The sequence below is a fragment of the Enterococcus italicus genome, from assembly GCF_023743875.1.
GTDB lineage: Bacteria > Bacillota > Bacilli > Lactobacillales > Enterococcaceae > Enterococcus_G > Enterococcus_G italicus.
In genome coordinates this window covers 1,248,622-1,272,611 of sequence record NZ_JAMRVB010000001.1, presented here as the reverse complement: position 1 = coordinate 1,272,611, position 23,990 = coordinate 1,248,622, and the positions used below count along the sequence as shown (strand labels likewise).

20 protein-coding genes are annotated in these 23,990 nt (G+C 38.6%); 17 read left to right on the top strand and 3 right to left on the bottom strand.

Translation table 11 applies throughout. The annotated features are described in order from the left end of the window. From NE257_RS06135 to NE257_RS06085, 11 genes are all read left to right on the top strand, one after another. Window positions 1–2,628: DUF3427 domain-containing protein (locus NE257_RS06135; RefSeq protein ID WP_251886014.1), on the top strand; the 2,628-nt coding region annotated here is incomplete at its 5' end. Between the two features lie 146 nt (window positions 2,629–2,774). Then, window positions 2,775–3,695 carry an aldo/keto reductase gene (locus NE257_RS06130; RefSeq protein ID WP_251886013.1) on the top strand — a complete coding sequence of 307 codons (921 nt, stop codon included), beginning with the start codon at window positions 2,775–2,777 and terminating at the stop codon, window positions 3,693–3,695. A gap of 24 nt (window positions 3,696–3,719) precedes the next feature. Next, on the top strand, window positions 3,720–4,451 hold the full coding sequence (locus tag NE257_RS06125; RefSeq protein ID WP_251869255.1) for a MurR/RpiR family transcriptional regulator: 732 nt from the start codon (window positions 3,720–3,722) through the stop codon (window positions 4,449–4,451). Between the two features lie 142 nt (window positions 4,452–4,593). After that, complete coding sequence (locus NE257_RS06120; protein WP_251886012.1) at window positions 4,594–6,033, top strand: 6-phospho-beta-glucosidase; 1,440 nt, start codon at window positions 4,594–4,596, stop codon at window positions 6,031–6,033. Continuing rightward, window positions 6,030–8,156, top strand: a complete 2,127-nt coding sequence (locus NE257_RS06115) for a glycoside hydrolase family 3 N-terminal domain-containing protein (protein WP_251886011.1) — start codon at window positions 6,030–6,032, stop codon at window positions 8,154–8,156. Before NE257_RS06120 ends, NE257_RS06115 begins: the two co-directional genes overlap by 4 nt. Window positions 8,157–8,328: 172 nt before the next feature. Continuing rightward, window positions 8,329–9,333, top strand: coding sequence for a LacI family DNA-binding transcriptional regulator (locus NE257_RS06110; protein ID WP_040366408.1), 1,005 nt, complete (start codon window positions 8,329–8,331; stop codon window positions 9,331–9,333). Window positions 9,334–9,381: 48 nt separating this feature from the next. Next, entirely contained in the window at window positions 9,382–10,323 is a 942-nt protein-coding gene (locus NE257_RS06105) for an ABC transporter permease (protein ID WP_420871115.1), read from the top strand. A gap of 20 nt (window positions 10,324–10,343) precedes the next feature. Then, complete coding sequence (locus NE257_RS06100; RefSeq protein ID WP_251869251.1) at window positions 10,344–11,243, top strand: carbohydrate ABC transporter permease; 900 nt, start codon at window positions 10,344–10,346, stop codon at window positions 11,241–11,243. A 14-nt stretch (window positions 11,244–11,257) separates the two neighbouring features. Continuing rightward, a complete protein-coding gene (locus NE257_RS06095; RefSeq protein WP_071859036.1) occupies window positions 11,258–12,904 on the top strand; it encodes a sugar ABC transporter substrate-binding protein in 1,647 nt (548 codons plus the stop codon). A gap of 30 nt (window positions 12,905–12,934) precedes the next feature. Further along, window positions 12,935–13,543 (top strand): DUF624 domain-containing protein, encoded by a 609-nt coding sequence (locus NE257_RS06090; RefSeq protein ID WP_007207947.1) that lies wholly within the window; start codon window positions 12,935–12,937, stop codon window positions 13,541–13,543. Window positions 13,544–13,548: 5 nt separating this feature from the next. Further along, entirely contained in the window at window positions 13,549–14,472 is a 924-nt protein-coding gene (locus NE257_RS06085; protein WP_007207948.1) for an ROK family protein, read from the top strand. A gap of 55 nt (window positions 14,473–14,527) precedes the next feature. Here NE257_RS06085 and NE257_RS06080 read toward each other — a convergent pair whose 3' ends face one another. Continuing rightward, window positions 14,528–15,130 carry a helix-turn-helix domain-containing protein gene (locus tag NE257_RS06080; protein WP_251886010.1) on the bottom strand — a complete coding sequence of 201 codons (603 nt, stop codon included), beginning with the start codon at window positions 15,128–15,130 and terminating at the stop codon, window positions 14,528–14,530. A gap of 206 nt (window positions 15,131–15,336) precedes the next feature. Here NE257_RS06080 and NE257_RS11650 point away from each other — a divergent pair, with 206 nt between their 5' ends. The 3 genes from NE257_RS11650 to NE257_RS06065 all read left to right on the top strand — a co-directional run bounded on the left by NE257_RS11650 (window position 15,337) and on the right by NE257_RS06065 (window position 18,395). Next, on the top strand, window positions 15,337–15,849 hold the full coding sequence (locus NE257_RS11650; RefSeq protein ID WP_251886009.1) for a YehS family protein: 513 nt from the start codon (window positions 15,337–15,339) through the stop codon (window positions 15,847–15,849). Window positions 15,850–16,046: 197 nt separating this feature from the next. After that, window positions 16,047–17,183, top strand: coding sequence for a hypothetical protein (locus NE257_RS06070; protein WP_251886008.1), 1,137 nt, complete (start codon window positions 16,047–16,049; stop codon window positions 17,181–17,183). A gap of 18 nt (window positions 17,184–17,201) precedes the next feature. Next, window positions 17,202–18,395 (top strand): metal-dependent hydrolase family protein, encoded by a 1,194-nt coding sequence (locus NE257_RS06065; protein WP_251886007.1) that lies wholly within the window; start codon window positions 17,202–17,204, stop codon window positions 18,393–18,395. A gap of 160 nt (window positions 18,396–18,555) precedes the next feature. Here NE257_RS06065 and NE257_RS06060 read toward each other — a convergent pair whose 3' ends face one another. Together NE257_RS06060 and NE257_RS06055 are read right to left on the bottom strand one after the other, a co-directional pair. Then, a complete protein-coding gene (locus NE257_RS06060) occupies window positions 18,556–19,464 on the bottom strand; it encodes a magnesium transporter CorA family protein (RefSeq protein ID WP_251886006.1) in 909 nt (302 codons plus the stop codon). A gap of 100 nt (window positions 19,465–19,564) precedes the next feature. After that, entirely contained in the window at window positions 19,565–20,455 is an 891-nt protein-coding gene (locus NE257_RS06055; protein ID WP_251886005.1) for an SDR family oxidoreductase, read from the bottom strand. A gap of 179 nt (window positions 20,456–20,634) precedes the next feature. Between NE257_RS06055 and NE257_RS06050 the strand changes: the two genes are divergently transcribed. The 3 genes from NE257_RS06050 to NE257_RS06040 all read left to right on the top strand — a co-directional run bounded on the left by NE257_RS06050 (window position 20,635) and on the right by NE257_RS06040 (window position 23,977). After that, the gene (locus NE257_RS06050; protein ID WP_251886004.1) at window positions 20,635–21,630 is read left to right on the top strand and encodes a tRNA dihydrouridine synthase; all 996 of its coding nucleotides are present in this window, start codon (window positions 20,635–20,637) and stop codon (window positions 21,628–21,630) included. Window positions 21,631–21,646: 16 nt separating this feature from the next. Then, window positions 21,647–22,045 (top strand): VOC family protein, encoded by a 399-nt coding sequence (locus tag NE257_RS06045; RefSeq protein WP_251886003.1) that lies wholly within the window; start codon window positions 21,647–21,649, stop codon window positions 22,043–22,045. Window positions 22,046–22,360: 315 nt separating this feature from the next. Beyond that, entirely contained in the window at window positions 22,361–23,977 is a 1,617-nt protein-coding gene (locus tag NE257_RS06040) for an ABC transporter substrate-binding protein/permease (protein ID WP_251886002.1), read from the top strand. Window positions 23,978–23,990 lie beyond the last annotated feature (13 nt).

Genomic DNA, 23,990 nt, shown 5'->3' with positions numbered 1-23,990 from the left:
TTAACTTCTACATATTTAGGATTTAATAATCCAGATGTTTTTCAATCGCTAATGCAAATTCCTAACGTAGAAGTTCGAATTTCCAAGAAACAAGGATTTCATTCCAAGGGATATTTATTTGATATGAAAGACTATCAAACCTTTATCATAGGAAGTTCAAATTTAACAATGAATGCATTAAAAATAAATTATGAGTGGAATATAAAACTAAATTCATATGATAATGGTGAATTATTATCAACTATTCAAAATCATTTGATCGAAGAATGGGAGCAAGCAGAGAAACTAACAGACACTTGGTTAGTGGGATTTAGAAGGTCTTTTCATCCTGAAATGAATATCCGTTATACGGCAAAATTAATCGTTGCTGACGAGAAAGATGAATCTGATTATATTCTCCCAAATAAAATGCAAAAACTAGCATTAGAAAATTTGCGTTTACTAAGAGAAGAAAAGAAAGCGACAAAAGGATTGGTTATTTCTGCTACAGGTACTGGTAAAACTTATCTAGCAGCTTTTGATGTAGCACAATTAAAGCCGAATAGAGTACTTTTTGTTGTTCATAGAGAACAAATATTGAAGAAATCTATGGAATCGTTTAAAAAAATTATTGGGGGAAATGACTCAGATTTTGGCATGTTATCAGGTACTGAAAAAAAGATTAATGCTAAATATCTATTTGCTACAATTCAAACTATTTCCAAAGAAAACTATTATAAGCTGTTCGAAAAAAATGCTTTTGATTATATATTGATTGATGAAGTTCATAAGGCAGGTGCAGCTTCGTATAATAAAATAATCGATTATTTTCATCCTCAATTTTTATTAGGCATGACTGCAACTCCAGAAAGAACAGATGGATTTAATATTTTTGAGTTATTTGACTACAATATTGCTTATGAAATTAGACTACAAGAAGCTTTAGAAGAAGATTTTTTATGCCCATTTCATTATTTTGCTGTAACAGACTATGAAAAAGATGGCAGTGTTATTCATGAAAACTCAACTATTTCACAGCTGACCAATGAGCAAAGAGTTCAGTTTTTGATAAATAGACTTAATTACTATGGTTGCTCTGGAAATACTCCAAAAGGTTTGGTTTTTTGTAGTCGAAAAGAGGAAGCAAAACAGCTAGCTATGCAGTTTAATATTCATGGAATTGCAAGCTCTTATTTATCAGGCGAGGATTCCATTATCGTTAGGGAAAATGAAATTAGACGTCTAGAAAATGGTGAAATAAGCTATATATTCACTGTTGATGTTTTTAATGAGGGAATTGATATTCCTAAAGTAAATCAAATTGTTATGTTAAGAAGTACAGAATCGAGTATCGTATTTATTCAACAACTAGGACGCGGTCTTAGAAAAGATAGTTCGAAAGAATTTGTCACGGTTATTGATTTTATTGGTAATTATAAAAATAATTATATGATTCCGATTGCGTTATCTGGAGATAATTCTAGAAATAAAAACAATGTCCGAAGAGATACAATCGACTCGACTTATATAAAAGGATTGTCTCTGGTGAATTTTGAAAGAGTAGCTAAAGAACGTATTTTTCGGTCGATTGACCGAGCAAAATTAGATTCGTTTGGAGAAATAAAAAATGAATATTTTCGTTTGAAAAATCGGTTGAATGATACCCCTTTTTTAGAAGATTTTCAGCGTATGGGGAGTGTCGAACCATCCGTTATAATTCGTAGAGAGAAGACCTATTACCATTTTTTAAAAAAGTTACGTGAAAATGATTCGCTTTTATCTTCGGCTGAAGAGAATGCTTTAAAATTTTTATCTAATGAATTCATTAGTGGAGTAAGACCGCATGAACTGGTCATTATGTTGGAGATTATTTCTAAAAGAAAATCAGCTATGGCTTTTGAAGAAATAACTGAATTACTAGATAGAAATAATTTAAAATACAATGAGCGTATGCTTGAAACAATTTATAAAGTTTTGGATTCATCTTTTTATGTATCTACGGTTAGAGCGAACTATGATAATATTCAGTTGTTTATAATTAACGGAACAAGATTAGAGATGACACATAGTTTTAGAGATATGATGAAACATGAATATTTCTTCAAATTAGTAGTAGACACTTTAATGGTTGGATTAAACAATGCATGGGAATTTGATAGTACAAAAGCTTTAACGCTCTATAAACGTTATCGTAGAAAAGATGCATTACGTGCTTTAAATATGGTATTTAACCAGAATGAGCAGAGCATCGGAGGATACACATACAGTAATAATCACTTTGTAATATTTGTTACGCTAGACAAAGGAGAAGATTTTAAAGCTGCTCAGATGGTATATGAAGATGAATTTTTAGATCCAACAAGATTTAAATGGTTTACAAAATCACCTCGTACTATTGATTCTCCAGAGGTTAAGTTACTAAAATCAAGTGAGGATTGGAATATTCATCTATTTGTTAAGCGTCGGTATAGTAAAAAAGATAATGAAATTGATTTTTATTATCTTGGTGAAATGACTCCAGATATTAAAACAATTAGACAATTACAGAAAATGACAACACAAGGGATAAAGAGAAATGTAGTTGAAATGGAATTCAATTTGAAGGACACTGTTGAACCAAATATGTACGAATTTTTAACAGGGGAGTAAAATGTTCAATTTTTTCATATAAAACTAGTTTTTCATCTTATGTCGAAAATAACAAAGATTGTATTCTTGTAGTGATTCAATGCTATACTTTTTCATATAACCAAACACATGGATCTCTCGTGTGTACATTCCAAGGAGGTTTTTACATGTTAAAACGGTCAATTGGCCAAACGAGCTGGCAGGCGTCAGCAGTGGCTTTAGGAATTATGCGGATGGCTAATTTAGAAGTGACAAAGGCAGAAAAAGCAGTGCAAACAGCCATGGAGGCAGGTATTAACTTTATCGATTCGGCAGACATGTATGGTAATGGTCAATCAGAAGTAGTTTTTGGTGAAGTATTGAAGCGAGGATCAGTGAAAAGAGAGGAACTCTTCATTCAATCCAAGGGGGGCATTGTTCCTGGTCAACGGTTTGACTTTTCTAAGGAACATCTTTTGGCTTCCGTTGATGGAATTTTGCAACGAATGGGCATTGAGTATTTAGACAGTTATCTACTTCATCGTCCGGATCCATTGATGGAACCGGATGAAATAGCAGAAACATTTGATATATTACAGACTTCTGGTAAGGTACGGCACTTTGGTGTGTCGAATTTTCATCCGGAACAATACAAGTTGGTACAGGAGGCCGTCCATCAAAAATTGGTCATCAATCAGTTGCAGTTTAGTATTATGCACACTGGAATGGTTGATGCGGGATTGCATGTTAACATGCTCGATTCACGGTCGATTGACCATGATGGTGGCATTTTAGAATTTTCTCGGCGTAAGGGTGTGACGATTCAAGCGTGGTCACCATTTCAATATGGTTTTTTTGAAGGTGTTTTTATCGATAATGAACAATTTCCTGAATTAAACACGTGCATGCAAACTCTTGCAGAAAAATACAATGTTACCAAAAATGCGATTGCGACTGCATGGATTTTACGGCATCCAGCACAAATGCAAGTGATTTTAGGAACAATGAATCCTAAACGAATAGCTGATAGTGTTGCCGGAAGTGAGATTGTGTTAACAAAACAAGAATGGTACGACATTTATTTTGCAGCCGGAAATGATTTGCCTTAAAAAGTAGTATAAGGAGGGGTGGTTGTGTCATTTTTTGGAAACATAGATTTTAATCAACTATCTGATACTGATCGATCAATCTATCACTTTATGTCGAGTTCGAGTGACCGAATTCCATATATGAGAGTGAGAGATATAGCAAACGAATCGCATACTTCTGCTTCGTCAGTCATGCGCTTTATTCGAAAACTGGGTTATCAGAGCTTTACTGAATTCCGTACGCAATTCAAGGCTCCTACTAGTCAAAAATCGTCATTGTTTGGCACATTAAATTTATTAAAAGAAGAAAATTTCCCCCGTGATTTAGATACAAAGCTAACGAAAGTTTCTGAAAAACTTATGTCTGCTGAGAACGTTATTTTTTTTGGAATAGGCGCATCAGGAACAATTTGTGAATATGCTGCAAGACGGTTTGCAATATTGGGATTGAACACCTATGCACTTGTCGATCCAACCTATCCAATTTTTGCAAAATTGGAAAACACGAGTGAAAGTGTCATTATTGTTTTATCTGTAACAGGAAGAACGACCGAAATGGTGGAGATGGTTAGTGGCTTTTGTAACAAAGATGATTTTTTTGTTGTTTCAATTACGGGTGACCAATCATCAACTTTAGCTCAAATGTCTGATATTGTTTTAGATTATAAAACAGTTGTCCACCGAATTCATCAGTATGAAGATTTGACGAGTCAATTGCCAAGTGTTTTTTTGGTAGAAGCACTCTCTGAAAATTATCGTTTGTCTATAGAAAAATGAAACCAGTATGGTACATGTTGTACCATACTGGTTTTTTTTTCGAATTGATGGAACAACGACCATAATGAGCGTTACACATTGAAGTAAGCCTTCTCATTGCCTATAGTGAAGAAAATGAGTATTAATTGAGAGGATGTAAAGTATGAAGATAAAATTTCCAGATTCATTTTTATGGGGTGGGGCAGTTGCTGCTCACCAAGTAGAGGGTGCGTGGGATGTCGATGGCAAGGGTGTGAGTATTGCTGATGTGATGACCGCGGGAGGAAATGGGATTGCTCGTAAGATTACCCAAGGTGTTCTTCCTAATGAATACTACCCAAATCATGAAGCTATTGACTTTTACCATCACTATCAAGAGGATATCCAATTATTTAAAGAGCTTGGCTTGAAAGCTTTTCGAACATCGATTGCCTGGTCAAGAATCTTTCCGAATGGTGATGAAGAACAACCTAATGAAGGCGGACTTGCTTATTATGATCAATTATTTGATACCCTGCTAGCGAACGGCATTGAACCTGTCATCACCTTGTCACATTTTGAAATTCCCTATCATTTATATGAAGTATATGGTGGATTTACCAATAAAAAATTAATTGACTTTTTTGTTCATTATGCTGAGACTGTCATGAAACGATACAAGAACAAGGTGAAATATTGGATGACGTTTAACGAAATTAATAATCAGGCAGATGGACAACATGATCTACATACATGGACAAATTCCGCAGTTTTGCTAGAGGAAACCGACAATAAGGAGGAAAAAATTTTTCAAGCCGGACTAAATGAATTGATAGCAAGTGCAAAGGTTGTCGCGCTTGGAAAGAAAATTAATCCAGATTTTCAAATTGGTTGCATGATGGCGTATGTTCCTGTATATCCGTATAGCTGTCATCCAGATGATATGATGGCCTCCGTAAAAGTCATGGATCGTCGTTTTTTTTACAGTGATGTTCATGTACGCGGTGAGATACCAGCTTATGCAGTAAATGATTGGAAGAAGAAAGGATACCAGATACAGTACTCGCAGGAAGAATTGGATGCTTTAAAAGCAGGAACAGTTGATTATATAGGATTTAGTTATTACATGTCAGGAGCTGTGACTACCTTATCAGAACCAAAAGGGGAAAAAATTTCTGACTATCCAAATGCCAAAATAGTCAATAATCCTTATGTGAAGGCAAGTGACTGGGGCTGGCAAATTGATCCTGTAGGGCTAAGATATACACTTAATATCGTTTATGAACGATATCAATTACCGTTATTTATCGTTGAAAACGGCTTTGGGGCATATGATAAATTGGAAAATCAACAAATTCATGATCCATATCGTATTGCTTACTTAGAAGAACATATCAAGCAGATGGCCCTTGCTATTTCGGAAGATGGTGTTGATTTAATGGGGTATACTCCATGGGGAATCATCGATATAGTAAGTTTTGGAAGTGGAGAAATGGAAAAACGCTATGGCTTTATTTATGTTGATAAAGATAATCAGGGAAATGGAAGTTTAAAACGATTAAAAAAAGACTCATTCGCTTGGTATCAAGGTATCATTGCAAAAAATGAGGTATCTGTTGAATGAATGAAAAAAACTTGTTAGAGCTTATGAACAATCTTTCTATTGAAGAAAAAGTTGGCCAATTAATTCAAATTACACCAGATTTTTTTGATAGTGAGGGAGAAGTGACAGGACCAGCTCAAGCTTGGAATTTAGACAAGCGAACATTGTATCAAGTTGGATCAGTGCTAGGTACCCATACTCGAGAACAGGTCGAAATGATTCAAAAAAATTATTTGCAACGTAGTAAACATAAAATACCGCTACTTTTTATGGCAGACGTCATCCATGGATATGAGCATATTTTTCCCATTCCTTTAGCATTAGCAGCTTCGTTTGATGAGAAAGTTGTAGAAAAAATGGCTCACTATTCGGCAAAAGAGGCAGCCGACGCTGGAATTCACGTGACATTTTCCCCTATGGCTGATCATGTAACCGATGCAAGATGGGGCAGAGTGCTGGAAAGTAGTGGAGAGGACCCCAGATTGGCAGCACGCTTGACCGCAGCCTATGTTCGTGGCTATCAAGGGGAAAGTCTGAATGATCCCAATAAGATTGCCTCTTGTGTGAAACATTTTGTTGGATATGGTGCTGCTAAAGGCGGTCGTGATTACAATGAGGCCAACTTATCGGATGTTGAGTTGTATCAAAATTATCTGCCTGCTTTTCAACAAGCAATCGAAGCGGGAGCAAAATTTGTCATGACGGCCTTTCAAAGCGTATCTGGTGTACCTATGACCGCAAATCGCCCACTTATTCAACATGTATTACGAGAGTTATTGAAATTTGAAGGGGTTGTCATTTCAGATTGGGGGGCTGTCCAAGAACTCTGTGCCCATCGTGTAGCTGAGAATAGTAACGAGGCAGCTAAACTTGCATTCCAAGCTGGAATAGAAATTGAAATGATGTCCAACTGTTATCATGAACACTTAGAACATTTAGTAAGTGAAAATGGTTGGGAAGAGTTATTGGACCAAGTGGTTTGGCGTATTTTAACGGTAAAAAAAGAATTGAATTTATTTGAAAATCCATATCGTTCAATGAATAGTCGTGTACAGTCGAATGAATATAGAAAAGTAAATAATGAAATAGCACTTCGGACACCTGTTTTATTAAAAAACGAACATCAAGTATTACCGCTCAAGAAAAATGAAAAAATTATTTTGTTAGGATCAAAGGCCGATTCGCAAGATGTTTTAGGAGCTTGGTCATGGATTGGAAAACAAGAGATGGCTATTTCTTTAAAACAAGGATTGGTCGATGGTGGAAATGATACATTGACATTCATTAAAGGAACACCATCTGAACGATTGCAAGATGCAGAAGTTGTGAGAGCGATTCAGGAAGCGGACAAAATAATCGTAGCAATAGGGGAAACGAGTGAAGAAACTGGGGAAGCTGCTAGCAAGGTTCATTTAAGAGTGCCTTTCGAAGATCAATTATGGTTAGATGAACTTCACAAAATGGGGAAAGTAACGATTGCGGTAATTTTTGCCGGCCGACCATTAGTTTTAACAGATATTGAACCAAAAGTTGATGGGTTAGTTATGGCTTGGTTTCCAGGCAGTGAGGCAGGACACATATTAGCACAATTACTAACAGGAGACTTTGATTTTTCAGGGAGACTACCGATGTCCTTTCCACAGAATGAAGGACAGCTTCCTTTGACATATCAACAAATGGAGACAGGTCGACCACTTACTCAAACAAATTATCAAGAAAAATATCTTTCGAAATATTTGGATTGTTCAAATGATCCTCTCTATGAATTTGGTTTTGGATTGCAATATGCCACAGTAAGTTGGAAGAATATTCAACTATCGACCAATCAGCTATCAGATGAATGCTCAACTAGATTAACAATGACGGTGAGTAATGATACAGATATTCAAACACACTCAATTGTGCAGCTTTATATGCGAGATGAAGTGACCACAGTGGTAAGGCCGATGATTGAATTACTAGATGTGAAAGTTGTAAAATTAGAACCCAACCAAAAGGTTATTGTTACCTTTACTATTGACAAAAAAGATTTGCAATATGTTCATGCTGATTTGACCAAACAAATTGAACTTGGCAAAGTGACCTTTTTCATTGGTGAAAGTAGTAAGCGTATCGTATGGAGTGCCCCGTGTTTTGTTGGATAGAATTCAAGGACATGCAAAGAAAATTCAGTCAATTTGGTACAACTTGTACCAACCTGACTGTCTCTTTCAAATTGACGGAACGACAACCAAATTGATCGAGATTCATTGAATTTGAAAACGTTTTTATCTATACTTGCATAGTAAAAACGTTTTCAGTTAAGAGGTGTTCATGATGGGGCAGAAAATAACTATTCGGGATGTAGCTCGTGAAGCCCAAGTTTCCATTGCAACGGTTTCAAAGGCATTAAATGGTGTAGATGTTGTACGTCCAGAGACAAAAAAAAGAATTGTCGAAGCAGCGCAAAGTTTGCATTATGTACCAAATTTGAGAGGAAAGCAGTTAAAAGCGCAACAAACGAAAATGTTGGGGTTTTACACGCACACGATTGTGGGTCCATTTTTTAGCGTTTTAGTACAAGCGATTTCTCAAGAGGCGGAGCGTTTTGGTTATGGAGTAAGCATCATTATATCCGCAGATAAAAATGTACTGCGAAATCATATGTTTGGACACACGGTGGATGGTTTGATTGGATTTGAAGATATGATTGATGAGTCGGATTTAATTGCTATTAAAAGAGAAGGTTTAAAAGCAGTCTTTATTGACCGTTTGATTTGCGATGAAGGGATCAGTAGTATTACCTTTGATTCATTTCAAGCTGGAAAACAAGTAACTGACTATTTGGTATCGCTAAATCACAACAAAGTTGCTTTCTTTAAGGGACCGCAAGGTGTCTATGATAGCGAAGAACGTTTTCGTGGATATGTAACATCACTGAAAGAACATGGTATACCACTTAAATCTAAGTACATAGTAGATGGTGATTTTAATGAACAAACGAGCTATAAACGAATTATTGATCTTTTAGAAAAATTACCCAAAAAAGAGTATCCCACAGCCATAATTGGTGGCAATGACTTAAGTGCATTAGGGATTATTCAGGGCATCGTAGCTAAGGGGTATCAAGTGCCAGCTGATTTTAGTGTTGTCGGATTTGATAATATTGATGCATTACGTTACTTTAAGCCTGCACTTACGACAATCGATAATCCTATTGAAGAACAAGGGAAGCAAGCTGTTAAAGTTCTCTTAGGTTTAATTAATGAACAAAGACGTGGGGAAAGTTATCAGTTACCAACTCAGTTTATTGAGAGAGAAAGCACAAGAATTCTTGGATAGTTAATAGACTAAAAAATAAAAACGTTTTTATTGAGAGGGGTAAGTTGAATGAAAGGAAAACAACAATCAGTAACAAATCGAGTACGACGATTTGGTCACGGTTTCCGAAAGCAATGGCAGCTACAAGGAATGGCACTTTCGGGTGTAATTTACATGATTATTTTTAATTTTATTCCGATATATGGATTAGTCATCGCTTTTAAGAATTATACAGTTATTGATACAATTCAGAACGCACAGTGGGTTGGTTTGGATAACTTCAAGGTAATAATGAATGATAAATATTTTTGGCAATCAGTAGTGAATACGTTAGGCATTAGTTTCTTGAAATTATTATTTGGTTTTGTTTTACCAATTATTATAGCGGTGATGATTTATGAGCTTCGCGATAGCATCTTTAAGCGTGTGGTGCAAACGATTTCTTATCTTCCACATTTTCTATCATGGATTATTCTAGGCGGGATGTTAATTACTTGGTTTTCTTCAAACGGAATGTTTAATCAATTATTAAGTTTTAGTGGTATCCATACGCAAAGCAACCATATGTTGGATGCAGGGAAGTATTGGTGGATTGCATCTATTTCAGATGTATGGAAAGAGGCTGGCTGGGGAACAATTCTTTATTTAGCTACAATGGCGAAAATTGATCCAACGTATTATGAAGCTGCCAAAATGGATGGTGCAAGTCGCTTACGACAAATTTGGAGTATCACGATTCCAATGATTCGAAATATCATCTCATTAAACTTAATTCTGACTGTGAGTGGTTTGCTTAACTCTAATTTAGATCAAACCCTCGTATTAATGAATTCTCAAAACCAACCCAAGTCTGAGGTAATTAATTCTTATGTTTATCGCATTGGGCTAATGCAAGGAGACTTCTCTTATGCAACTGCAGTAGGATTAGGCATTTCAGTAATTTCTCTTATTTTATTGATTGCAACCAATTTTGTGACAAAAAAATTGAACGACAATCAATCGGTATTATAGAAAAGGGGTGAGAAAATCAAATGAAAGCCAAAAAGAGTAGTTTTAAAAAACTAAAAAGCAAGGATGGTCAACTATTTAATATCCTAAATATCTGTTTACTCATCTTATTTACCATTATTATCATTGTACCTATTTGGAATATTGTCGCTTCTTCATTTGCCACAAGTGATTCATTGGCTAAAGGTAATTTTATTTTTTGGCCGAAAGAAACATCGTTGGATAATTATATTCGAGTGCTAAGTGATAGTAGTTTATGGTCAGCATTATTTATTTCAGTTTCGAAAACAGTGGTTGGTGTTTTGGCACACACGGCATTTTGTGCGGTTGTTGCTTATTCGTTAAGTAAAAGAGAACTAAAGGGAAGAAGTCTCTACTCCAGCCTTGGACTAATTACGATGCTTTTTTCAGGAGGAATGATTCCAACCTATTTGCTAATCAAATCATTAGGATTATTAAATACATTTTGGGTTTACATTATTCCATCTTTATTAAGTTATTATGATGTCATTATCTTGATGAATTTTTTCCGAGATGTGCCGACATCATTAGAAGAATCAGCAAAAATTGATGGAGCGAGTGATTGGGTAGTATTTAAAAAAATATTTCTACCGTTATCAAAACCAGCATTGGCTACAATTGCGTTATTCCATGGCGTATGGCAATGGAATGATTTTATGACAGCCAAATTGTATGTGACAGATAAAGCACTTTATCCGTTGCAAATGAAGCTGTACGAAATTATTACACAATCACAAGCTGCTTCCTCACAAGGATTGAATGCGGCAATCGAAATAGGCACGACTTCTAAAGGGATTCAATTGGCTACGATTGTTGTTACGACTGTACCAATTTTAATTATCTATCCATTATTACAAAAGCACTTTATTTCAGGAATGATGTTAGGTGCGGTTAAAGAATAGGAGGAAAAATAGTAATGAAAGCAAATTGGAAAAAAGGATTACTTACTTTGGGGCTGGCGAGTGGATTAATAGTGAGTTTAGCCGCTTGTGGCAGCAAAAAAGATACTAACGAAAGTGGTTCGGCGAAGTTACCATCGATATCCAAAAGATACAAAATAGACAAAGAAACACCTGCATGGAAAATCGATACAAAAAAAGAAACAACGACACTAACTTGGTATGTAAATGCTGACTGGTGGAATACTGAGTTTGGTAAAGATATGGTAACAAAAAAAATAAAAGAAGATTTGAATATTAACATCAAATTTATAACAGGTGATGATACAAAATTAAACACGTATTTTGCTGGTGGAGATATGCCGGATATTGTGTCAGTCTTTGATTCCAACTCTTCTGTGGCACGTAAAGCAAACACATGGGCATATTCATTACAAGATTTAGCTGATAAATATGACCCATATTTTTACAATGTAGCAAGTAAAGATACACTTAATTGGTATAAATTATCTGATGACAAAACATATGGCTATCCAGATTATTCTAATACACAAGCGGATTACGATAGTGGGAATATTTATACTCGCGATGCGTTTATTATTCGAAAAGATGTATACGAAGCCATTGGTAAACCAGATATGACAACACCAGAGAACTTTGTAAAGGCAATGAAATTAATTAAGGAAAAATTTCCTGATTTGATTCCTTTTGGCTTTAATGACTTTGCTTCGGACGGTTCATCAAATGGATCGATGGATGGAGTTGTCCAAGATATGTTGGGTGTTCCATATACAAAAGATGGAAAATACTATGACCGCAATCTGGATGAAGACTATATCAACTGGGTCAAAGCATTCCGACAAGTACATCAAGATGGAAATATAAGTGATGATTCTTTCACTGATGATGGAGATAAATTTAAAGAAAAAGTTCAAACAGGAAAATATGCAACAATGATGATGGGTTCTTTCGTCAATCAAGGGGTCGCTCTGCAAACGTTTGCTTCATCAAATCCAAACTCCTCTTATATTGCAGTGGATGGTATTCAAAGCACAAAAGGACGCAAAGCAACACTGTCACAAGCGGGAATTTCTGGGTGGATGATTAACTACATTAGTAAACAAAGCAAAGATCCAGCAAAAGCTATGCAAGTATTCACCTATTTACTTAGTGAAGAAGGTCAAATGTTAACGAACTTTGGTATTGAAGGACAAACTTATACTAAAGATGCTGATGGTACGGTTCACTGGACTGAATCTGCTAGCCAAGTACAAAGTAATGAACCCGAAAAATGGCAAAAAGAATACCGAATTGGCGAATTTATTCAATTTGGGCACGATCGATACAAAGCACTAAATCCAGATTCTTATGTATCTGCCGTGAAACAAATGCAAGAATGGGGTACAGGAAAGTTAAAATCTCAATTTACAACAGAAAATATTGGACCGGATTCTGGAACACAAGAAGCACGTGCCTTGAGTGCAGTTCAAACAAATTGGGGAACCACTCTTGTGGGAATGTTACGTTCAGATAACGATGAGCAATTAGAGTCAATTTTGAAAAAATACAAAACATTCCAAAAGGATAACGATATTGAAGCAATTAATAAAGTAAGAAATGAAAAAATAGCTGAAAATAAGAAAAAATTGGGTTTAGATGAATAAGATATAAGCAATGGAGGAGGAGAAGAAAGAATGAATGGCTGGTTTGATTCAAACGGGAAAATATATCAGATAATGCAACTGTGCAGTGACTTATTAGTACTAACAATCATTATGATTCTTTCTTCCATTCCTTTGATTACGATTGGTGCAGCTTTGACTGCTGGATATACAGTAGCATTTGGCATAATCGAACAAAAGGGACAATCAATATCAAAAGAATACTTTAAGTCATTTAAAAAGAATTTCTGGAACGCGACGAAAATATGGTGTAGCTATTTAGTTGTTATTTTTTTACTGATAGTTAGCATTCCTTTTGTTAGCAAATTTAGTTGGATTCAATATCCAATGCTACTTTTATTTACCATTTTCATGATGACCTGTATGATAGTATTTCCACTTCTTTCTCGATTTGAAAACAATGCTTTTATTACCTTAAAAAATTCTTTCTTTCTTGTTTTGCAATATGTTCCTTCTGCAATTTTAATTTTTGGAGTATGGTTCTTGTATTTTATAGGTGGTATTTTTGTCCATAAGCTCTTTCTAGTGTGGCTTTTTTGGGGTTTAGGTACGTGTATAGTGGCAAATTCATGGTTATTTCAACAAATAATTAAACGATACGAGTTAAATGAAAAGAGGTAAGTGTAGTGTTTATCGGGATAGATATAGGTGGAACAACCATTAAATACGGATTGGTGGATGATCAAGGGAGAGTGTCTACTAAAAATTCAGTTCAAACGAGTCACATAAAGGATGACTTGATTCACCAACTAGTGACCATTATAGATAATTATAAAGATGAAGAAATTGACGGAGTAGGAATTAGTGCCCCCGGAATCATTCAAAAAAATGGATTGATGACCACAGCTGGGTCTATTCACAGTTTATATGGAACAAATTTAAAAATGGTATTAGAGGAGAAGGTGAATCTTCCTATATCAATTATTAATGATGCGAATGCAGTAGCTATTGCAGAAAAGTGGATAGGGAACGCAAAAGATTTCGAAAATTATTTATGTGTCGTTCTGGGTACCGGAATTGGTGGTGGAATCGTTATCGATGGAAAATTATTCAGTGGTGCCCATGGTATGGCTGGAGAATTTGGTTGGATGTTAATTGATCGTTTACCTAAAGAAGATATAGAAAAGGTTTCATATAATCAACGAGCAGCAGTCGTTGGCGGTTTGTGTCATCAATACAATCTTAAAAAACATCTGGAGAATTTAGAAGCTGAGGATGTAGATGTATATGATGCTTTTGAAATAATGAACCGAGCAAAAAATGGGGAAAAAGTTGCTCAGTCGGTATTAGAACAGTTTTATACCGATTTAAGTGTAGGACTTATGAATCTGATGTGCAATTTTGATCCTGAGGCTATTTTAATTGGCGGTGGAATCAGTGAAAATGAAGAATTCAGTAATCAATTGAAACAGCGATTAGAGGAATTATTAAGCAAACATGAAAGTTTTCATCGGCTAAAAAATATTATTCAGATTCCTATTATTCCAACTAAATTGCAAAATGATGCTGGAATGATTGGGGCAGTATATACGTTAAAACAATTTTTGTAGTGTATGTTGATGCGGTGGAGACAGTCAATTGACGACTCTACCGCATCATTTATTCTTATTTGGATGGTATACCTATATCTTCATAAAAAGCTCTGTTGCGTATACGATTGCCAACGCTAAGATGGATGCAATTGCTGCGAATGCAAGTACAGATAGTAACTTTTTCGACAAAATATTTTCTATTATTTCTTTGTTTTTGCAATGGTTCTAAGTCTGGATTTCCTTCAATAAAGGCAATGATTTCTTTTAGTGTTTTTACATTAGCTTTCTTCTTTTCCTTTTCTATCTTTAGCGCAAATACCATGCTTATTGCCCACAGGATGCCGAATGGAAGATATCCTTTTGCACCAAAAATAGTGATACTGGGTACCCCTACTATCAATGCTAGTAGGATAAAGAAAAGCATGCCCTTTGTATTTTTGTCCGTGTGTTCACTGTTGACTATTTTTTTCATCGTTTCCACGTCTCCTTTAACCAATTCATCTAGGGTGATATCAAAAAGAACGCTTAAGGTAATTAAATTATGAATATCGGGATAGGTTTTATCATTTTCCCATTTAGAAATCGTTTGGCGAGTGACATAGATTTTTTCTGCTAATATTTCTTGAGAATAGCCATTCAGTTCACGATATTTTTTTAATTGTTTGCTAAAGTTCATTTTATATCCTCCTAGTAAGTGTAGTGTACATGGATTGTGAATAATGGTCTGCCTATCATGCGTCACATCGAGCTATGAGTAGTGTATACGATTGTTTACATGTCTGTAAACACAGGAAAAGAGTGTGCGGTTTTAATGAAAACTATTCCTTCACATGATATGATGGGGATGAGGACGATCGATTGTCTAAAAGATAGGAGAAATAAGTGAATAATAATGATATATTAATTCGTTTGCGTTATGCGTTGGATTTCAGTAATCAGCAGATGGTGGAGATTTTTCGTTTAGGAGGCAAGGAGATGGATTTGCCTACGTTGGGGCAGCTGCTTACAAAGCAAGATCCTGAGGCGGATTTGCCGCGCGATGCGGTCTGTGATTCACGGACGTTGGAGCAATTTTTTAATGGTCTGATTGTCTTTAAGCGTGGGCCGCAGCCGGCTAAGCCAGGCGTGAAGCCACCGAATCCTTTCCAAATAACGAGTCAAGCACATGTGAACAATGTGATGATCAAAAAGGTCAAAATCGCGTTGACTATGACTAGTGAAGACATTCAAGAGTGTTTGCACTTGGCGGGGCTTTATGTATCGCCTAGCGAGATTGGGGCGATTTTGCGGAAGGCGGGTCAGCGAAATTATATGCCATGCAAGGATAGTTTTGCTCGCAATTTCTTGAAAGGTTTGACGATTCGGGAAAGAAAAATAGATACAACAGAAGCGTAGTTGGTGAATGGAATGAAAAGCCGGGAGTTGATGCTCTCGGCTTTTTTGATTTGTCTTTTATATATTTCACAGAATTTCAATTTTTGTAGGAAATGTTGTTTAAATTTTCAGAAAATATTGACAATTAAAACACTAGATAGTATTCTCATCTGGAAGGGGTATTATATAATGCATTATTAGGTAGTTTTGTAGTAGTCATGGCTGCGTTATTTATTGGTGAGTGGGTGTCTACGAAGACAAGAGCGATGGTACCATCGATTTTTGTGACGGCACTTATTTTTATTGTTGGGTTTTGGACGATTTTTCCGAAAAATATCGTCGAGCAAGCGACGTTTGGCTTAAACTTTGCCAGTATCTGTGTACCGCTATTATTGGTGCATCTAGGTACTACCATGAATATTCGTGAGTTAATCGAACAGTGGAAAGCTGTGGCGATTGCTTTACTAGGTGTTTGTGGGACGATTTTACTTTGTCTGACGATTGAGACGTTACTTTTTGACTGGCATACGGTCTTGTCGGCAGTGCCATCATTGGTAGGTGGCTTGGTTGCGGCTTTGTTAATGTCTGAGAATTTAAAGGCGATTAACTTGGACTCATTGGCAGCTTTACCAATCTATATGTTGATGTTTCATGGTATTTTGGGTTATCCATTGACGACGATTTTGTTAAAAAAAGAGGGCAATCGTCTGAAAAAAGAATTTCATCAAAATCCGCAAGCGATGACTGGTGCTAAGGAAGTAGCAGAGCGAACAAAGGTCATTACTAAAATTCCGACGAACTATCGGACGTCTGCTTTTGCGTTAGCTCGGACGGGGTTTGTAGCTGTGTTAGCGGTATTGTTTGGTACTGTGACGAATAATGTCATTAATGCGAATGTTGTGTGTTTGATTTTTGGGATTGTCTTTTGCCAGTTAGGCTTTTTAGAAAAAGATATTTTGAAGTCAGCTGGTGTATTTAACTGGTTAATTTACGGGTTAACGGCGTATATATTTGCTCAGTTGAGTACGACGACGCCAAGTAGTTTACTTGGCTTTATTCCAGAGATTTTGGTCTTGATAGTATTATCGATTTTCGGGATGTTTCTTATTTCACGCTTGGTCTACAAGTGGTTCGGTTATTCAAAGGAAATGGCGATGACGATGACATTGACGGCGTTGTTTGGTTTTCCGGCTGACTATATATTGACCAATGATGTGATTAAAGAAGTCGCAGAGAACGAGAAAGAGGAAGCGTACTTGACGGCGCACATGATGCCTAAGATGTTAGTCGGTGGGTTTGCGACGGTTTCGATTGCATCGATTATTGTAGCAAGTGTCTTTATAAAATTATTTTAATAGAAAGAAGCGAATAGCATGGGAAAAACATATTTTAAAAACGCGCATGTCTTTACAGGAGTAAATGAATCGTTTGAAGCTCTTGATTTTTTGGTGGATGATCAAGCGGGGACGTTTGTGGAAGTTGGTTCAGATGTGACGGTCGCTGAGGATGTCGAGGTCGTTGATTTGGCTGGTAAGTATGTGATGCCGGGTATGATTAACGCACATACGCATATTATTTTGGATCCATTGTTTAAAATTGGTGGATTATCATCAGTCAATGGCAATCAATCTGAGCCTGTCGTAGATACATACATTGCAGTGGACAACTTGAAGAAGTTATTAAAAAATGGTGTCACCTATATTCGCGACGTCGGTTCTACGTATGATATTGATTTAAAGTTGGGCAAGCTTGAACGAGAAGGCAAGATTGTCGCTCCTGGTATTATCGGTTCTGGTGCGGCATTGATGATGACAGGTGGCCATGGAGCAGAGCTAGGTCGGGAAGTCGATGGCCCCGATGAAACGCGTAAGGCAGCGCGAGAGCTACTGAAAAAAGGTGCTCGTAATATTAAAATGATGGCGACAGGTGGTGTCAGTATCGACGGAGAACAACCGACCGATGTCCAACTAAGCGTGGAAGAAATGAAGGCTGCCGTTGATGAAGCACATCATAAAGGGCGTACGGCTTGTGCCCACGCGCAAGGAACGCAAGGAATTAAAAATGCGATCATCGCAGGGGTGGATTCAATCGAGCATGCGATCTATCTTGATGATGAAGCAATCGAGATGTTAAAAGAGCATGGGACATTTGTGGTACCTACCCTCGTTGCACCTTGGGCGATTAATCAACACACTGATTTATTGCCTGAGTTTATGGTGAAAAAATCACTTGAAGTCCAAGAAGCACACTTTAAGAGTATTGGTTGCGCGGCTAAGGCTGGTGTGAAAATTGTGATGGGAACGGATGCGGGTACGCCATTTAATGATTTTGAAGGGCTAAATGCGTTTGAGTTAGATTTGATGGTTCAAGCTGGCTTGACGCCACTGCAAGCATTGCAAGCAACGACGGTCAATGCAGCAGAGTTATTAAAAATTGCTAGTGAAGCGGGAACAATTGCCGCCGATAAATTAGCGGATTTTCTTATTTTAGAACGTAATCCACTAGAAGATATCAAAGCAGTGGGCGAAGAAAAAATTGTTTACAAAAAAGGAAAACAAGTATTGTAAGCTTTATAGACCAGTCAAGTAACGATTGAGTTGCTTGAAACATTGTTCGTACATGTTTCAGAAATTGTATCAAAATCGAGTAGCTAAAAGTAAAAGCCAGACCAGCCAAAAGTGTGTGAAATCACTTTTGGCTGGTCTTTTTGTATTCTTTCTCAGCCGCTTATTTTTTACGTATGATGTAGCGTAGGGCTGCGCCATAGACGAGCCACAAGAGGACGCTAAGGCCAAGGATGATCAGCCAGGCATGCTTGTTGTGGGTCATGGGTAGTGGGACATTCATCCCGAAGAAGCCAGTAATGACGGCCAGTGTTGCCAATAAAATCGAAATGATGGTTAAGGTGGTCATGTTGTCATTCAGATTATTGTTTAGAATGTTGTTGTACGTGCCGGACAATTGCTGCAAGACTTGTGCGTTAAGTTGGGTCATACTGGATAATTGTCGTGCTTCGATGATGGAGTCTTCGAGTTGTTCACGCTCGACGTCATCCATGGTTTTGTAGACGAATTGTCCTTTTAGTTGCTCGAGCAAAATGACGTTTTGGTTGGCTGCCGAGACCAAATAAACCATTCCCGTCTCGATATCAGATAGCGCCAATAAGTTACGCTTGGTCGTCTTTTCTCTGAGTTTGCGATTGAATTCATCTTTGGCACGGTCCATCTTTTCGACGTAAGGGAAATACGCTTCTGAAATCAAAAACAAACTGACAAATAAAAATTTATAGACAGATATTTCGGGATTGCGTGCTAAGTAGCGCTTCATCCGCTCGATAATATAGGCGTTCTCGTGGTTATAGATGGTCAATAAGCGGTCGCGTTTGGCCACAAAGGTCATCGGGATCGTCTCATAGTGATTGTCATCTTTGGTCTGGTTTAAGACATTGAAGATGACAGTCAGGGTATCCGTATCAAATTCGTACTCGGTATGGGCGCGTTCATTTTTATCCAGGGCGTAAGAAAGTGTCTCAGGGTCAATCTCGTATTCTTCGTAGACATTAGAGGAATCGGCTAGGCGATCGGAATCGATCGTAATCCATAGACAGTTTTCTCTGAAAGGGGTTCTTGTAATCATTGTCTTATCCTTTCGTTTTTTTTAACTATAGCATGTCCAATGACTGGTGACTAGAAAAAAATACCCCGGCTGGTCTGGCCAGTCGGGGTGTAGTCGGCGATTAGTTAATCGCTTCGCCACCTGTGACGCCGTAGATTTGGGCGGTGACATAGCTGGCTTTGTTTGATGCTAAAAAGACATAGACGGGTGCTAGTTCGACGGGTTGACCGGCGCGACCGAGTAACGTGTCTTGGCCAAACTCTGGCAGTTCTTCTAATGGTTGGCCACCGTCTAGTTGCAAGGGCGTCCAGACTGGACCGGGTGCGACGCCATTGACGCGGATGCCTTTTTTAGCAAATTGTTTCGCCAAGCTGATGGTCAAGCTGCGGATGGATGCTTTGGTCGCGGCATAGTCGAGTAAGTTCCCACTAGGGTTAAAACCTTGAGTGGAAGTCGATGTCACGATTGCACCTCCCGCTGGTAAATAGGGCTCGGCGGCTTTGATAAGGGCAAACATCGAGACAATATTGACCGTAAAGGTGTCACGGACTTGTTGGATCGGAAGTTCGGCGATGTCTTCTTGGCTAATTTGTTGGGCGGCATTTAATACTAAGGTATCTAAGCCACCTAGTCCTGCGACGGCTTGTTTGACTAGCTTTTCTGGAGCAGACTCCTCTCGTAAATCAGCTGGCAATAGCACGACTTTGCGGCCGGCTTGCTCGATATAGTTCGCGACTTCTTGGGCATCTTTCTCTTCACCGGGTAAAAAGTGCAAAGCAATATCCGCGCCCTCACGTGCATATGCGATAGCGACTGCGCGACCGATGCCAGAGTCTGCACCTGTAATCAAGACGCGGCGGTTTTCCAATTGATGTGTCCCTTGGTAGCTTTCTTCACCGCAGTCAGGGGCGATGGACATCTCATCCTGCACGGCAACGTCTTCTTGGTCCTCTTTATTGAAGGTCCCTGTATGGTACAGTTTGCGTGGATCGATTAGCACTGGTTCTGTCATAGCTGTCACTCCTTTTTCTTTGATACATTTAGTATACGCTAGGAACAAGCACGCCCCAAACAGAACGGTGCATATGGAATGCTAGGGACGCGCTTTTTGCTTCTTAAGGGTATTCCTTGTATAATGGTCATGATTTTTGACAAGTCGGCAACACTGATTGCCAGAACGGAGCAGAAGGAATGGAGACAAATTTTTGGGCCGAGTTACCAAAGCCCTTTTTTATATTGGCACCAATGGAAGATGTGACTGATGTGGTCTTTCGCCATGTCGTGCAGCAAGCCGGTGCGCCAGATGTGTTTTTTACGGAGTTTACGAACTCGGATAGTTATTGTCATCCGGATGGCATCGAGAGTGTTCGCGGACGCTTGGTCTTTACTGAAGATGAGCAGCCGATTGTTGCGCATATCTGGGGGGACAAGCCAGAGTTTTTCCGTCAGATGTGCCTTGGGATGGCGGAGATGGGCTTTAAGGGAATCGATATTAATATGGGGTGTCCGGTCCCTAATGTAGCTGAGCGTGGCAAGGGTAGTGGCTTGATTCTACGGCCGGAAGTGGCGGCAGAACTGATCGACGCGGCAAAAGCGGGTGGCTTACCAGTCAGTGTCAAGACGCGCTTAGGCTTTGAAGAGTTAGCCGAGCATCAAGACTGGATCGAGCATTTATTGCGTCAAGATATCGCCAATCTGTCGATTCATCTACGTACCCGTAAGGAAATGAGTAAGGTGGCAGCACATTGGGAGATGATTCCTTTGGTGACTGCTATCCGTGACCGGGTCGCTCCCCAGACAACAATTACGATTAATGGCGACATCCCCGATCGTGCGACAGGGCTGGCTTTAGCGGAGAAATATGGGGTCGATGGCATTATGATTGGGCGTGGGATTTTTAAAAATCCGTTTGCCTTTGAAAAAGAGCCTCGTCAGCATTCTGCGAGTGAGTTGCTTGATTTATTACGTTTGCAATTGGACTTACAAGATACGTACAAAGAGCGCGTGCCGCGGCCGATTGTCGGCTTGCATCGTTTTTTTAAAATTTATGTCAAAGGGTTTCCAGGTGCGAGTGAATTGCGTGTGCGCCTAATGGGAACAAAATCAACAGCGCAAGTGCGCGAGTTGCTCGATGCATTTGAGCAGGGTGCTTTTAAGCCAAACTCTAGTGAAACACCGATAGAGTAAAAACGGAGGTATTACGATGACAACAGTCTTTGCGAATTTTCCAGTAACAGATTTGCCACGTTCGATTGTGTTTTATGAAGCATTAGGATTTCAAAAAAATGAAGAATTTTCTAATGAACAAGCCAGTGCGTTGGTGTGGGATGATACCTTTTGGGTGATGTTATTGACGACGCCTTTTTACGAGGAGTTTTTAAGCGCGGGCAAAGTTGTCGCGGATACCAAAAAAGTGAGTGGCGCCCTCGTAGCATTTACAGTGGACAGTGTCGAAAAAGTCAAAGAACTAGGTCGACTAGCCGAGCAGCACGGAGGTAGTGTCAGAAGGTTGAATCGTGACATCCCTGAAGAGCTGATGTATGAGCTCGAGATTGAAGATCCAGATGGCAATCAATTGGAGCCTTGTTGGATGAAAAGCTAAAAAAGGTTGACGATAAGGGCGGCTATGTGTATAGTAGACCCATACAATTCAGAGGAGGACTTCAGATGCAAACGAAAAAAGCGATGAATCAAGTACGATTTTATTACTATGCTTTTTATAGATAATGTTTGCATCAAGTAGGTGCAAACACCAGTTGTTTGTATCTATGAAGAGCTTGTTTTTGATGCCTGCATAGATAAATGTCTAATGCGGGTTGTCAGCTTACGTTTTTATTTCTTTAAACGATTAGTCAACGGCATTAGACACGTCTAATGCCGTTTTTTTTGTATGAAAAAAAGGAAAGAAGGAATAGAAATGAAGGGAAAAGGGAAGCAGCACACATGCCTAAAATGGGGGATGGCGCTCCTTGCGTTCGTCATCAGCTGGCAGCTGTCAACAACGGTCAATGCACAGGAGAAACAAGTCGTCATCTTCGGGACATCTGGTCAGACAAAACCCATGGATTACTTCAATGACAAAAATGAACTGACAGGCTTTGAAATTGATGTCTTAAAAGAAATCGAAAGTCGGTCAGATACGATAACTTTTCAATTTGAAACGGCGGAGTTTGCATCATTATTTGCCGGCTTAGATTCGAAAAAATTTGACCTAGTAGTCAATAACTTAGGCGAGAGTGGCGACCGACGCAAAAAGTACTTATTTTCTTTATACCCATATATCGTCACGCACAATGTCTTAATTACCAAAACCGATCAGCCGGATAATCTGACTGTCGCTGACTTGAAAGGAAAATCCATCGCCGTCGTTCCGGCTTCACCACAATCACAGTTTCTCGAAGCGTGGAACAAAGAAAATCCTGACGACGCAGTCACGATTCAATACGTGGATTCTGATCCATCGCAAATTATCCGCGATGTCTACAGTGGGAAGTTCGATGCGACTATCTATGCAACGACGTACGTTCATGATGTAGAGCAGACTTTTGGCATTCAATTAAAGCAACACACCATCGAAAATGAAGACCAAATACGACAACCGGGTTCTTATTTTATTTTCCGCAAAGATGAGTTGACGCTAAGGAATGAAATGGACGAGATTTTAGCAGAAATGCGTGAAGACGGGACACTCACGAAAATTAGTATGAAATACCTTGGTCAAGATGATACCCAGCTAACAAAAGCATTAATCGAAAAAAATGACAAATTGAATGAAGAGAACGCGACGACCTCAGACAGTGATACCGCACAAGCAGAGACGAATGAGACAACAGACGGGAAACTATTTGTCCCCTCGTTGATTCCGTCAATTATCGCTCAACTGCTACCCAAATTACCGATTACGTTACTAATGACGGTCGTGTCCGCAATTATTGGTCTGGGATTAGGCTTTTTGATTGCCGTGGTGAAAATCCGCAATACCCCAGTCTTAACACAAATCTGTAGTGTGTTCGTCTCCTTTATGCGTGGGACACCACAGCTTGTGCAATTGTTCTTATCGTTTTATGGCTTTCCAATTTTAGTCGAATGGCTTTCCCAACAAATGGGCGTGACCGCAAATGTCAACGCCATCCCAGCGTTGGTGTATGTCTTTATTGCCTTTGGGTTAAATGAAGCAGCCTACACCTCAGAGACCTTCCGTGCAGCCTTACTATCGGTCAATAAAAATGAAATCGAAGCGGCACGCTCAATCGGCTTGACCAATGTACAAACGATGATGCGCATCATCTTGCCATCTGCCTTGATCGTCGCACTGCCGAACTTGGTGAATAGCTTTATTAGTCTCTTGAAAGCAACGTCACTGGCCTTTACGGTAACGATTATCGACATCATGGGCCAGACTAGAATTATCGCAGGGGCGAACTTGCGCTTTTTCGAAGCTTATATCGCCGTAGCACTTGTCTACTGGGCGATGTGTCTCTTGATTGAACAAGTAGCCAAACGCATCGAGCGCAAACTAAACGTCGACTTATAAAAAGGAGAAGGTC

Coding starts and splice junctions, on each gene's coding strand:
- NE257_RS06090 (WP_007207947.1), top strand. CDS start 12,935: ATGAATGGCTGGTTTGATTCAAACGGGAAAATATATCAGATAATGCAA.
- NE257_RS06065 (WP_251886007.1), top strand. CDS start 17,202: ATGGGAAAAACATATTTTAAAAACGCGCATGTCTTTACAGGAGTAAAT.
- NE257_RS06050 (WP_251886004.1), top strand. CDS start 20,635: ATGGAGACAAATTTTTGGGCCGAGTTACCAAAGCCCTTTTTTATATTG.
- NE257_RS06120 (WP_251886012.1), top strand. CDS start 4,594: ATGAAGATAAAATTTCCAGATTCATTTTTATGGGGTGGGGCAGTTGCT.
- NE257_RS06105 (WP_420871115.1), top strand. CDS start 9,382: ATGAAAGGAAAACAACAATCAGTAACAAATCGAGTACGACGATTTGGT.
- NE257_RS06060 (WP_251886006.1), bottom strand. CDS start 19,464: ATGATTACAAGAACCCCTTTCAGAGAAAACTGTCTATGGATTACGATC.
- NE257_RS06070 (WP_251886008.1), top strand. CDS start 16,047: ATGGCTGCGTTATTTATTGGTGAGTGGGTGTCTACGAAGACAAGAGCG.
- NE257_RS06080 (WP_251886010.1), bottom strand. CDS start 15,130: ATGAACTTTAGCAAACAATTAAAAAAATATCGTGAACTGAATGGCTAT.
- NE257_RS06115 (WP_251886011.1), top strand. CDS start 6,030: ATGAATGAAAAAAACTTGTTAGAGCTTATGAACAATCTTTCTATTGAA.
- NE257_RS06110 (WP_040366408.1), top strand. CDS start 8,329: ATGGGGCAGAAAATAACTATTCGGGATGTAGCTCGTGAAGCCCAAGTT.
- NE257_RS06055 (WP_251886005.1), bottom strand. CDS start 20,455: ATGACAGAACCAGTGCTAATCGATCCACGCAAACTGTACCATACAGGG.
- NE257_RS06045 (WP_251886003.1), top strand. CDS start 21,647: ATGACAACAGTCTTTGCGAATTTTCCAGTAACAGATTTGCCACGTTCG.
- NE257_RS06100 (WP_251869251.1), top strand. CDS start 10,344: ATGAAAGCCAAAAAGAGTAGTTTTAAAAAACTAAAAAGCAAGGATGGT.
- NE257_RS06040 (WP_251886002.1), top strand. CDS start 22,361: ATGAAGGGAAAAGGGAAGCAGCACACATGCCTAAAATGGGGGATGGCG.
- NE257_RS06095 (WP_071859036.1), top strand. CDS start 11,258: ATGAAAGCAAATTGGAAAAAAGGATTACTTACTTTGGGGCTGGCGAGT.
- NE257_RS06130 (WP_251886013.1), top strand. CDS start 2,775: ATGTTAAAACGGTCAATTGGCCAAACGAGCTGGCAGGCGTCAGCAGTG.